The sequence below is a fragment of the Aeromonas bestiarum genome (genome assembly GCF_028751155.1).
GTDB lineage: Bacteria > Pseudomonadota > Gammaproteobacteria > Enterobacterales > Aeromonadaceae > Aeromonas > Aeromonas bestiarum.
The window spans coordinates 3216335-3228083 of the sequence record NZ_CP064746.1 but is presented as its reverse complement, the minus strand read 5'-3'; the positions used below and the strand labels follow the sequence as shown (position 1 = coordinate 3228083).

Sequence of the window (11749 nt, the reverse complement as noted above, 5' to 3'; positions counted from 1 at the left end):
GGCCAACAAGATAGCGCCAAGGGGCGGACTTTGCCAAAGCTGCGGGGCAAAAATGGGATCTTGGCAGCCCAGTGGTGCCTGCGTGCACAGGGGATGGCAATAGCCTGGATTCATCTGCTGACGATGGGAGCGACAATAAAAAACCGGCCCCGCCAGAAGGCGGGGCCGGTTGCATTCAGTTAACGCGGGTTCAGGCTGACTGGGTTGCCAGCTCGGCGGCGTTCAGTTCACGCTGGTTCAGACGGATTGAGTGGCCAGGGTAGCGGCTTTCAGTTCCCGTTTGATGCGGCGGATCTTGCGCTCCTCAGCCACGGCCACGCAGGCCATCAGCACCAGACAGGCGGCGGCTGCCATGTCCAGCGCCGCGAAGGTGCCGGCCCAGCCGGTCAGACCGAAGATGGGGGTGCCATCGGCGATCATGCCCAGACCCAGCTTGGCGAAGCTGTCACCTATGAGATAGGCGAAGGTGCCCTTGACGCCATCGGCCACGCTTATGCCCTGCTTGGGTACGAAGCCCACGGCGGCCACGCCGATCAGCAGTTGCGGACCAAACACCAGGAAGCCCAGGGTGAACAGTGAGCCCAGGAACATGAACTGGGTGGTGGCGTGCTGGTAGAGACCCAGGGTCGCGATGATCAGCGCCAGTGCCACGCAAGCCACCAGACCACGACGGCCGTTGGCCAGATCGGAGAGGTAACCCCACATCAGGGTGCCGACCAGGGCGCCCACTTCGAAGAAGGTGAAGCCCTGGATGGCGATCTCCTTGGAGAAGCCCAGCTCCTGGTGAGCGTAGACGGTGGACCACTGGTCGATACCGATGCGCACCACGTAGAGGAAGATGTTGGCGAAGCAGAGCAGCCAGATCACCTTGTTCATCAGCACGTACTTGACGAAGATCTGGCCCTTGGTCAGCTTCTGCTCTTCGGTGGCGATGTCTTCTTCGCTGGCCACCTCGTCAAACAGTTCCTCCACCTTGCCCAGGCCATAGGCTTCCGGTGAATCGCTGCCGAAACGCAGGCCAACGAAGCCGACCACCAGCGCTATGATGGACGGGAAGATGAACATGCCGAGCACGTTGCCATCGAACAGGTAGTTGGCACCGAACAGCGCCACACCGGCCGCGCCGGCACCGCCCACGTTGTGGGAGAGGTTCCACATGCCGAGATAAGTGCCGCGCTTGTTGCGGGGGGTCCACTTGGTGATGGTGGAGTAGCTGCAGGAGCCGCCGCAGCTCTGGAAGAAGCCGCTCAGCGCATAGAAGAAGATCATGAAGTAGAGGCTGAACCCAGTGCCGCCCATGCTGGCACTGAAGCCGAGCATGCAGAGGGCGGAGAGGATCAGCATCAGCGGCAGGAACTGCTTGGTGTTCTTGCCATCGGCGTAGTAGGAGACGACCGTCTTGCCCACCCCGTAGGTGATGGAGAAGCCAAGGCCAATCATGCCGAGCTCGGTCATGGAGAGACCGTACTCCTGGATCATGTCATTCTGCGCAATGTTGAAGTTCTTGCGGATCAGATACATGGTCAGATAGCCAATAAATACAACCAGATAGGATTGCATAAAGGGCTTGAACCAGAGTTTGCGCCGGGCTGCGACCGGCAAGTCCAGGGTCGGGACCCGCACCTGCTTGAGAAAATCCAACATATTCATCCTCTGCGAGATAGTCGGTATTTCCGCCGCGCCCCTCACTTTTTGGTTGGTGTTAGAGGTCGCGCCACGGAAAGGACAACAGCAAGAGGTTGGACTGTGCGCCTCGCTCTCCTGTCGATTGAACCCATGCCCACTCCCTGCGCCACTGCGAGGGTCGGGTAACTACATCAGGTAGCGTGACTTTAATGAGGCGCGGCGCAAATGGCGTGAGAGCCATCCCTAGGGGCGTTAGGAAAATTTCCTAGTTTGGCGGGATCCGGCCATGAAGCGTGAAGGGGATCACAGCGTGGCGGCCTACGGCGGCCTGGTGACTGCGGCGATCCGGCGCGCAGGAGATGAGGGGGTGGAGAGCAAAACGTGGGCTGGCCCGGCAGATCAATGGCCGCGCCGGTGCAACATCAGGTGCAATGAAAGAGGCCACCCGCAGGTGGCCTCTTGTCGTATGAGCGTGATAAGGGGATCAGGCCGCCTTGGCCAGTTCCACCTCGTCGGTTTTCTTCACCCGCAGTTTTTTCAGGGCAACCGCCACTACGCCGGTGACGATGGCGCCACAGATCATGCAGAGCAGGGCCAGCAGCGGCTTGTTGACGGCACCCAGCAGGGCCACTATGGGGCCACCGTGGGCCACGCTGTTGGTGATGCCGAACAGGAAGGCCATGACGGCGGCTGTCATGCTGCCCAGCACGTTGGCGGGGATGACCGCCAGCGGGTCGCGAGCGGCGAACGGGATCGCCCCCTCTGAGATACCCACCAGACCCATGGCACCGGCGGCTTTGCCTGCCTCGATTTCGGAGGCATCGAAGATACCCAGCTTGCGACCGAGCACGGTGGCGAGCGACATGCCGAGCGGCGCGGCCGGGATGGCGCAGGCCATGGCACCCATGAACTGGGTCTGGCCGGAGGCAATCATGCCCACCGAGAACAGGAAGGCCACCTTGTTGACCGGGCCGCCCATATCAAAGCCGGCCATACCACCCAGCACTATGCCGAGCAGCACCAGACTGCCGCCGCTCATGGAGAGCAGCATGGCGTTCAGACCCGTCATCATGTCGGCGATGGGCGCACCTATGATGAAGATGAAGACGGCAGCGATAAACAGCGATCCGACGATGGGCGCGATCAGGATCGGCACCAGCGGCTGTACCATCTTGTGATACTGACGGGTCGCAATCCAGCGCACCAGATAACCGACCAGCAGGCCCGCTATGATGGCACCGATAAAGCCGGTACCGGCGTCGGCGCCGTAGAAGCTGCCGTTGTTGGCGATCCAGCCGCCGATAAAGCCCGGGGCCAGGGCCGGGCGATCACCGATGGCGTAGGCGATGTAGCCCGCCAATATGGGGATCATCAAGGTGAAGGCGGCCACGCCCACGTTGAGGATCTGGTTCCACATGCTCCCTTCCGGGATCTGCATGCCGCTCGGGGTCGGGTTGCCGCCGATGGCCAGTGCCAGCGCAATCAAGAGACCGCCGGTCACCACGAACGGGATCATGTGAGAAACGCCGTTCATCAGGTAGCGATAGAGGTCGGAACTGCCGCCCGCACTCTTCTCTTCTCCTTTCTTGTCTTCTTTGCCAGCCACATAGGCCGGCGCCTTCAGCGCCTGCTCGATCAGTCCCTTGCCATCCTTGATGGGGGCCTTGACGCCTGTCTTGATGAGCGGCTTGCCGTTGAAGCGGGCCATGTCCACCTGCTTGTCGCAGGCGACGACTATGGCGCTGGCGCGGGCGATCTCGGCCGCGGTCGGGCTGTTCTTGACGCCGATGGAGCCGTTGGTCTCCACCTTCACCTCAAAGCCCAGCTCCTTGGCGGCACGCTCAAGCGACTCTGCTGCCAGATAGGTGTGGGCTATGCCGGCCGGGCAGCCGGTGACACCTATGATGAAGCCTTTGTCGGCAACAGGGGCGGCTTGCTCTTCTTTCTTCTCGAGCAGCAGGGCCAGCGCGGCGGCCGGGGTCTTGGCAGCCAGCAGTTTGGCAATGAAACCTTCTTCGATCAGCTTGGCGGAGAGCTCGGCCAGCACCTCGATATGGTGGTTGGCGCCACCGGCCGGGGAGGCAATCATGAAGAACAATTTGGATGGCTTACCATCCTCAGCGCCGTACTCGATACCGCTGCGGCTGATGCCGATGGCCACCGCCGGGGTGCTCACCGCCGCGCTCTTGGCGTGGGGCAGGGCTACCCCCTCCTCGAAACCGGTGTTGTCCAGCGCTTCCCGGGCCCACAGATCCTTGATGAACTGTTGCTCATCGCTGACCTTGCCCTGCGCGACCAGCAAGCGGGCCATCTCGCTGAAGACCTCTTCCTTGCGGGTGGCCTTTAAATCGAGCGCGATCAGCTGCTCGTTGATAAGGGTGGTGATCATGGTGTTCTCCCCGCTCCTCGATGGAGCCTGTTGGCATGCCACCCGTGCTGGCACGGCATGCAGACAAAATTGACCTCACTATTATCGCGCCGGGGAGCAAGCCACCCTATCGGACAAATGTGCGAATGACTAGATTTTTGTGCGCCATTGACCTGAGTGTGACCCCGATCGCACAGCAGACCAGCTGACAAAATGGGTCTACATTGAATCGATGAGTGATTTTTTGTTTTTAAAAATCAGTGTCTTGATGTTGATTCTTTCAACGTGCTTTTATGATGGAGTGTGATGTTATCCGGCCATGAATCGGTGCGAAACTGTAAATTTGTGAGGTGAAAAGAGGGGGCTGGGTGTGAGCTGACGCACATAAATGGCGGTGAGGTATGCTTGATAAGGGGAGGCAGGCGAGGGGAAAGGTGGAGAAATGGGTTAAGCCATTGGAGTCAGACAGCTCACCACAACGGGGAAGAAAAACCACAGCCATCGGCGCACCGTAGGGTGCAATGAACGGAGTGAATTGCACCGCCTGTTTGGCCGGTAGTGTGGTGGCAAGAGAGGGAGTGGCTGAAAAGATGAGGTGATAACGCGAACGTCCGAATACGCTCCGCTATTCGAACCTACGGGCTTCCATTTTTACCTGCTCGTGTTGCGTCATCCTCTACCCCGTTAGCTATGAGCGGTCAGTTGAGTGAGATAGCTATTTACCTCTGCGCGAGTCGTGAAACGGCGCTTATCACTTTGGCATCGTTCAAACAGCTCGCGATGGAATTGGCGGGAGCTTTTGCTGACTCGCTGCCCATATTCCGATGCCCACACCAGCAGTTTGTGAAAGTTATCTTCGGCTGCCATTGCATCCCGTTGCTTGGCGCTTTCCGAGCCGCGCGATATCAGTGACTCACGGCATACAGACCAGTCGAGATCCAGAAATAGCAAGGTATCGGCGGCATCAAGCAGTTGCTCGGCCAAGGCACCAAATACCCCTTCGACCACCCATGAGGGCTCTTGAGCAAGAGCCTCAATGGCAAGGTCAATCTCATGCTGGGGCTGTTTTTGGTTAAAGCCGCCCGGCTGCCAGACAATGGTGTCCAGATTGACCTCGCGGATATTTAACCGCTCAGCCAGCTGTGCTGCCAACCAGCTCTTGCCCGAGCCTGAATTGTCAATAATCAGTATTCGCTTCATCCGCGAGAATCCTCGCTTGGTCGGCGTGACATCAGTGCCACTCGTTCTGGAGGGCGGCCAATACCACGGTATCCCACCACTGCTCTTTGAAGAAACGGTGTTCGCGAAAGAGCCCTTCTTGCTTCATGCCTAAAGCGTTGCATAACCGAATCGCAGCGCGATTCTGGCTGATGGTTTCTGCATAGATCCGGTGTACTCGCAATTTATGGAAACCAAAGTTCATCAAGGCGTATACGGCTTCATGTATGAGTCCATGCCCCTGATACTTTCGGGCCATACCACATCCCATCGACGCCTGATTATCCGGCTCAAGACGCAGGCAGACTGTGCCAATAAATTCCCCTGTTGCCTTGTACTCGATGGCCAATTGATAGGCTGTGCGAGGATGTTCGCTCGCTTGCTCGATAAACAGCCTGGTGAGCTGTCGATATTTATCCGGGTCGCAATCTGACTCGCTGTAAAACCGCTGATACTTGCTCTCTTGCGAGATGGCGACAAAAGCCGGTTCATCAGATGGTTGCATATCGCGTAGGATAAGGCGTGTGGTTTCAAGCTGGAACATAATTTTCTTGTTAATCTCTGATGTGCGTATCAAGTGCCGTAGGGTGCAATGAACGAAGTGAATTGAACCGCTTATTTGGTCACCGAAAGTGTGGAGGCCGGAGGGTCGAGGTGATGACGCGAATGTCCGAATACGCTTCGCTATTTGAACCTACGAACCTGGACATACAAGGCCTGGAGAGCATCTCTAAAACTATTCCTTATACATGATTTTTTGTGCAGAGAGTCATCGTAGTTTCTGATACTGACTCTCCGTCAATACGATAAAAATCAGATGTTTCACCTATGATTTTGAAACCACACCTCAAATATAAGCTCTTTGCGGGAATGTTGTTTGAAAGGACGTTTAAATCTAACCAGTCAATACTGTCAGTCTCTTGGCAAAATCGGAATGTTGATTCTAATAGCTTGACGCCTAAACCTTGCTTTCTGGCATTGTTTTTTACACCCATGCCTTACAAAACACGATGAAAATTATATTCTCCACTGTAATGGCGCAAATCTATATGCCCAAGAATATGGCTGCTTGAGTCTTTAGCTAACCAAAGTTTCCTCCAACTTGGCTTACCGATACTAACGCCAAAACCATCTCGAAACTTGGCCCTAAGTTGTTCTGATACTTTGCAGTGATCCTTTGGAATTGGTTGAAATAGTGGTGAGTTGTCGGATGCGTTTTCTAGAAGTTGAACACCTAAATACTCAAAGAAAAGATCTAAATCTGATAATTTTGCTTCTACTATTTCCATATGTTCACCTAGTTACGTATAACACTCGGTTAAATGTCGATCCGATTAGAACTGTAGATTCGATTAGCACAGCGTAATCGGACTTTCGCGAAGACATGTTCAAGACTTTTCACCTTGTTATCAGGCAAGGCTGCCGCACTGAATTTCAGCCTCCAGCCTGCTGTTTTTCACCTGTGATTGGCCTGAAATGGCGTGATAGACCTGTGTCATGAATACGACGCCACCATAGTGTTGGTAGCCAAGTGAAACATCTTAACCAAGGAAATATGGGGTTAACACAGGGAGCCGATAAAAACCGGCTCGGGATCAACAAATTGCTTGTTCGCGGGGTGTGATTGGCTTGCGCTGGACTGGATCTAGTTGCCGCAGACTAGCCAACCGTTTGATGATCCTGTGCTTGAGACGTGGCTCAATACTCGAGAAACTTCTCCCCGCAGCGCTCGCAGATCAGGTGCTTTACATGGGTGGTCTGGTAAGCCAGCGTTTCACCAAATGCCCAGTTGGTGAGGATGCTGGCGCGAAAGGCTTGCCAGAAGGCCTTGCGCGGCTCTTTGGGCATGATGTCCTGGCTGTGATCGCGGGCTACCAGTACCACTATATGGCGGGTGCGCTCCCGGCATTTGTCACAGCGATGGATTTCACTTGGCGGGTTCTGGTCGTGCTGGCTGGTCATGATGACGCTCGTGCAGGCTTGTGAAGATAGTGGGGCGCCCATCATATTCCTCCCCACTTGGCTCTCAACCCCCTCGCCAGAGGGAGTTTGCCAATCGGGATCGGGATCACCTTTACCTGCCAATCTAGGCTAAGCCCTGCTTTGATGGGGCTGCGGTGGGGGAGCGTGTCAAAGCCGATATGTTGGGCCGGGTCATGGAGAGGCGCAGTGGAGTCAGCGCACTAGCTGCGTTCATAAAAACAGGTCATGTGAGCCTGGATAGGGCCAACGACTTGGCTGGGAATGCGCTTATTCTTGCAGATTTCGTCGTGCTTACTGGCGACGGCAGGGGCCAGAGGCCCCTGCTCCTGTGGGGTCGCAATGCGTTCAAGCCGGCTCGCGCCTGGCTTTGGCATAGGCTAGCCAGGCCTCCTCGGTGACAATCTGTACCGCATGTCCCTTCTCCTGCAACAGCATGGCTTTTTCGATTTTTCTGCCGTATGAGGAGAAGCGCCAGTCCCGTGAGCTCAGCTCGCCGATGATGAGATAGTCCAGTTTCTGGGTGACCGAACTCTGCGCTGTTGCGCCCAGTTGTTGAGCTGTCTCCTCGCATTGGCGACGGGTGCCGGACAGAAACATGCCGGTGAAGCAGATGGCGCAGCCATGCAGGGTGTCAATATCGGCATCACCCATAGCCAATCTGGTCGCCATGCCATCCACGGCCCCCAGTTCGAAGGGGTTGCCGACAAACAGCAGCAACTGCTGTTGCAACTCGTCCCGTTCCTCATCCGTGATGATCCCGTCTTTGAGGATCTGCTCCACTGTCTGATAGAGCTGTTTGCCGGGGTAGTGGGCCCGCAGCATGCTGTTCTGTTTCATCCACCAGTTCAGGTAGCGGATCTCGCTGTCGGAGAGATGTTGGTCCCCCATCAGCCCCTTGCAGAGTCCTTCCAGCAACAGCTTGTCTGACTCTTCCGAATAAAAGTCGACGCCCGGCAGATGGCGATAAGACTCCATCAGGCGGGGAAGGGCGCTCATCAGGTGCAGCTTCTCTGCTTCACACAGTTGCCCGTCTTGCAGGACATCGGCCACCATCTCCCGCAGTTCACGAAAGATCCAGCCGTTGAGGCTGGCGCTCTCTCTCAGCCAGATGTCCAGATAGAGCATCTCCTGCTCATCGATGGCGCTGTCGGCCACGATACCATCCAAAATACCCATCAGATTGTTTAGCTGCTTGTCGCGGTTACGTGCCGCGTTGTAATTGGCCAATGGCTGGCCGTGACGATCCAATCCACTCATTGCATGATCCCTGGCTGGTGACGAAGAGAGGGGCATATGTTCTCGCCAGCGGTGACCCTGTGGTCACCTGCATTCCTCATGGCGCCATCATAGCGATGCGGGGTTCAATCAGGCCAGAAAACTCGAAAGGCATAGACGGGAGATGTGAGCGCGGTCGAGGGATCCGGCCCGCCGCCCGCAGCGGGCTGGAAGAGGAGGCGTGCCGCCGGATTGTGGAAGATGATGCCGCTCACCCGAAGTGGGCATGACGGCGAACGAGGGGGAGGAGAAAACACGCTACCAAGGGGGACAGGGTGGCCATGATAAATGGCATCAGAGGGGCGGCTAAACGGCCGGGGCGTCGCCTGCCTCAGGCCGACTCTCGTTTTTGCAGATTGGGGGTGATGATATGGCGATGGGGGGCAAGTTCCGGTTGCTGCATCCGGGTCAGCAGCCGCTGGGCGGCCTGGCGGCCAATTTCGCGGGCTGGTGAGCTGACGAAGGTGAGGGCGGGGGAGGTGAGCTCGGCTTCCGCCACATCGTCAAAGCCGAGCAGGGCGACCTGCTGGCCTATGTAGTTGTCCTTGCCCACGGCGCGCCCGCTCGCCTCCACCCCGTAAATGCCGCCGAGTGCAACCTCGGGGTAGTGGCAGAGCACGGCGGTCACCTTGGGATGCTGGTGCAGCAGCTGGGCTATGGTGTCGGCTGCGCTGCGCTGGGTGCGTTCGCACTCGAGCACCCACTCGGGTTTGAAGGGGAGGCCGTATTGCAGCAGGCTGGCGCAGTAGCCGCCGATGCGCTCGGCGCGGGTGAGGGAATCGGCCCGCCCGCCGACGTAGGCGATATGGCGGTGGCCCTGCTCGATGAGATAGGTGGTGGCCTGCTGGGCGGCATGGGTGTTGTCGGGGCCGATAAAGTCCACGTCATCGCGGTAGTAGGAGCGGGCGGCGCACACCACCGGCAGCTGTGAGCCCAGCAGGGTCTCCAGGGTTTTGGCCGCCGCGCCGCGCACCGGATTGAAGATGATGCCTGCCACCCCCTGGCGCGACAGCGACTGTATGCTCTGCTGCAACCGCTCCGGGCTGTGGCCGCACTGGGTCAGAAACAGCAGATAGCCCTGCTGCTCCAGCACCTCGCTCACCCCTGCCGTGACCTCGGTATAGAAGGGATCCGTGATGTCGCGCAGGATCAGGCCCACCAGGTTGGACTGCTGGCTGCGCAGGTTGGCGGCGGCGCTGTTGGGCACGTAATCGAGCTGTTTGATCGCCTGCTGCACCCGCTCGGCAGTCGCCGGCGAGATGCGTCCCTTGCCGCGCAATACCATGGAGACGGTAGTGACCGAGACCCCCGCCAGCTGGGCGACATCGGTGATCTTGGCGTTTTTCGGTACAAGCGGTTTGGGCGACATAGGTTTGGACGGCATGGGTTGTGACGACATAGGGCGAGTGCTGCAGCCATGGGCAAAGAGACCGGAGAACCACAGCATACCCCCTCGTATACCCAAGTGAAACGTTACATCACGGCTGCGCCGATCTGGCTCACAGATTTTGATCCTCTCGCCACTCGGGCCAGCCATTCTGTGATCCTGTCGGCACTTGTGAGTTGATAAAACGTTTTATCATCCGCAAAACCTGATGCAGGCTCTCTCCGCTGTTTGCCCTCGCCGAGCGCAGTGCGGGAGATCGGCATCGAGACGTGACCTTCACTTCACAAGGATCAGACACATGGCCAAGTCCCCCGCCAAATCCACCATATGGGAGTTTCTGCAGAGCCTCGGCAAGACCTTTATGCTGCCGGTCGCCCTGCTGGCTTTCTCCGGTATCCTGCTCGGTGTCGGCAGTTCGCTCACCAGCGATGCGGTCAAGCAGAGCATGCCCTTCCTCGACAACATGGTGCTGCAACTGCTGTTCCTCTGGATGACCAAGGTGGGGCTGGTGGCCTTTATCTACCTGCCGGTGATGTTTGCTGTCGCCATTCCGCTGGGACTGGCCCGTGAAGAGAAGGGGGTGGCCGCCTTTGCCGGTTTCGTCGGCTATGCGGCGCTCAACCTCTCCATCAACTTCTACCTCACAGTGGCTCATGTCATCGGTGACGGGGCGCAGGAGAAGGCCTACGGGGTGAAATCCATCCTCGGCATCAGCTCCATCGACACCGGCATTCTGGGGGCCATCATAGTCGGGGTGATAGTCGCCAAACTGCACGCCCGTTTTTACACCTACCGGATGCCGGATGCGCTGGCCTTCTTCGGCGGTGCCCGCTTCGTACCCATCATCACGGCGCTGGTGCTGGGAGTGGTCGGTCTGGTGGTGCCCCTGGTTTGGCCCTGGTTTGCGGCCGGCATCAACGGCATAGGGACGCTTATCTCCCACGCCGGTCCCTTCGGCCCCTTCCTGTTCGGTACCGGCGAGCGGCTGCTGCTGCCGCTCGGCCTGCACCACATTCTGGTGGCGCTCATCCGCTTCACCGAAGCGGGCGGCACGTCGCTTGTGTGCGGCAACGAGGTAAGTGGCGCCCTCAATATCTTCTACGCCGAGCTATCCTGCGCCGACACTACCCAGTTCTCGGTGTCGGCCACCTCCTTCCTCTCTCAGGGCAAGATGCCCGCCTTCCTCGGCGGCCTGCCGGGGGCGGCGCTCGCCATGTATCACTGTGCCCGTCCGGAAAATCGCGGCAAGATCAAAGCGCTGCTGGTCTCCGGCGTGGTGGCCTGCATCATCGGCGGCATCACTGAGCCGCTGGAGTTTCTGTTCCTGTTCGTGGCACCCGTGCTCTATGTCATCCACGCCATCCTGACCGGTCTGGGCTTCATGACCATGGGGCTGCTCGGCGTTACCATAGGCAACACAGACGGCAACCTCATCGATTTTCTGGTGTTCGGCGTGCTGCAAGGCACCGCCACCAAGTGGTATCTGGTGCCGGTGGCGGCGGCCATCTGGTTTGCCATCTATTACGGGGTGTTCCGCTTCGCCATAGTGCGCTTCAACCTGAAAACCCCTGGTCGTGAAAAAGAGAGCCGGGAGAGCGAAACCGGCGAGACCGCCCAACCGGCCGGCAAGAAGGCGGGCAACAGCGGTTACAACGGTGAAATCATCCTCAACGCCTTGGGCGGTGCCGATAACATACTGGCGCTGGATAACTGCATCACCCGCCTGCGGATGTCGGTGCAGGACATGAGCCGGGTCGATGACAAGGTATTGAAGGCGAATGGCGCCATCGGGGTGATCAAGCTCGACGAGCACAACCTGCAGGTGGTGATAGGCCCTCAGGTGCATCTGGTGAAAAACCAGCTGCAGAGCCTGATGGGGGCCTGATCCGGCC

The 11749-nt window shown here is 58.1% G+C and carries 10 protein-coding genes; 1 reads left to right on the top strand and 9 read right to left on the bottom strand.

Annotated features, from left to right (window positions below; translation table 11 throughout):
• Nucleotides 1-237 precede the first annotated feature (237 nt).
• The 9 genes from uhpT to IU367_RS14875 all read right to left on the bottom strand — a co-directional run bounded on the left by uhpT (nt 238) and on the right by IU367_RS14875 (nt 9839).
• Nucleotides 238-1644 (bottom strand): hexose-6-phosphate:phosphate antiporter, encoded by a 1407-nt coding sequence (uhpT, locus tag IU367_RS14910; RefSeq protein ID WP_043134733.1) that lies wholly within the window; start codon nt 1642-1644, stop codon nt 238-240.
• Between the two features lie 466 nt (nt 1645-2110).
• Nucleotides 2111-4015 carry a fructose-specific PTS transporter subunit EIIC gene (locus tag IU367_RS14905; protein WP_274452309.1) on the bottom strand — a complete coding sequence of 635 codons (1905 nt, stop codon included), beginning with the start codon at nt 4013-4015 and terminating at the stop codon, nt 2111-2113.
• A gap of 663 nt (nt 4016-4678) precedes the next feature.
• Nucleotides 4679-5194: a P-loop NTPase family protein gene (locus IU367_RS14900; RefSeq protein WP_274452308.1), complete on the bottom strand. Its 516-nt coding sequence runs from the start codon at nt 5192-5194 to the stop codon at nt 4679-4681.
• A gap of 31 nt (nt 5195-5225) precedes the next feature.
• On the bottom strand, nt 5226-5756 hold the full coding sequence (locus IU367_RS14895; protein ID WP_274452307.1) for a GNAT family N-acetyltransferase: 531 nt from the start codon (nt 5754-5756) through the stop codon (nt 5226-5228).
• A 199-nt stretch (nt 5757-5955) separates the two neighbouring features.
• Nucleotides 5956-6207: a GNAT family N-acetyltransferase gene (locus tag IU367_RS22090; RefSeq protein ID WP_420796483.1), complete on the bottom strand. Its 252-nt coding sequence runs from the start codon at nt 6205-6207 to the stop codon at nt 5956-5958.
• Nucleotides 6208-6210: 3 nt separating this feature from the next.
• Nucleotides 6211-6501 (bottom strand): hypothetical protein, encoded by a 291-nt coding sequence (locus tag IU367_RS14890; protein ID WP_274452306.1) that lies wholly within the window; start codon nt 6499-6501, stop codon nt 6211-6213.
• Between the two features lie 409 nt (nt 6502-6910).
• Complete coding sequence (locus tag IU367_RS14885) at nt 6911-7174, bottom strand: hypothetical protein (protein ID WP_274452305.1); 264 nt, start codon at nt 7172-7174, stop codon at nt 6911-6913.
• A 366-nt stretch (nt 7175-7540) separates the two neighbouring features.
• Entirely contained in the window at nt 7541-8452 is a 912-nt protein-coding gene (locus IU367_RS14880; RefSeq protein ID WP_274452304.1) for a BRCT domain-containing protein, read from the bottom strand.
• Between the two features lie 349 nt (nt 8453-8801).
• Nucleotides 8802-9839 carry a Mal regulon transcriptional regulator MalI gene (locus IU367_RS14875; RefSeq protein WP_274454388.1) on the bottom strand — a complete coding sequence of 346 codons (1038 nt, stop codon included), beginning with the start codon at nt 9837-9839 and terminating at the stop codon, nt 8802-8804.
• A 316-nt stretch (nt 9840-10155) separates the two neighbouring features.
• Between IU367_RS14875 and malX the strand changes: the two genes are divergently transcribed.
• The gene (malX, locus tag IU367_RS14870) at nt 10156-11742 is read left to right on the top strand and encodes a maltose/glucose-specific PTS transporter subunit IIBC (protein ID WP_274452303.1); all 1587 of its coding nucleotides are present in this window, start codon (nt 10156-10158) and stop codon (nt 11740-11742) included.
• The last annotated feature ends 7 nt before the right edge of the window (nt 11743-11749 follow it).

Excerpts from the sequence above, each read along its gene's own strand:
- malX (WP_274452303.1), top strand. The coding sequence starts at position 10,156 with ATGGCCAAGTCCCCCGCCAAATCCACCATATGGGAGTTTCTGCAGAGC.
- IU367_RS14890 (WP_274452306.1), bottom strand. The coding sequence starts at position 6,501 with ATGGAAATAGTAGAAGCAAAATTATCAGATTTAGATCTTTTCTTTGAG.
- IU367_RS14905 (WP_274452309.1), bottom strand. The coding sequence starts at position 4,015 with ATGATCACCACCCTTATCAACGAGCAGCTGATCGCGCTCGATTTAAAG.
- IU367_RS14895 (WP_274452307.1), bottom strand. The coding sequence starts at position 5,756 with ATGTTCCAGCTTGAAACCACACGCCTTATCCTACGCGATATGCAACCA.
- IU367_RS14880 (WP_274452304.1), bottom strand. The coding sequence starts at position 8,452 with ATGAGTGGATTGGATCGTCACGGCCAGCCATTGGCCAATTACAACGCG.
- IU367_RS14875 (WP_274454388.1), bottom strand. The coding sequence starts at position 9,839 with ATGTCGCCCAAACCGCTTGTACCGAAAAACGCCAAGATCACCGATGTC.
- IU367_RS14885 (WP_274452305.1), bottom strand. The coding sequence starts at position 7,174 with ATGACCAGCCAGCACGACCAGAACCCGCCAAGTGAAATCCATCGCTGT.
- IU367_RS22090 (WP_420796483.1), bottom strand. The coding sequence starts at position 6,207 with ATGGGTGTAAAAAACAATGCCAGAAAGCAAGGTTTAGGCGTCAAGCTA.
- uhpT (WP_043134733.1), bottom strand. The coding sequence starts at position 1,644 with ATGTTGGATTTTCTCAAGCAGGTGCGGGTCCCGACCCTGGACTTGCCG.
- IU367_RS14900 (WP_274452308.1), bottom strand. The coding sequence starts at position 5,194 with ATGAAGCGAATACTGATTATTGACAATTCAGGCTCGGGCAAGAGCTGG.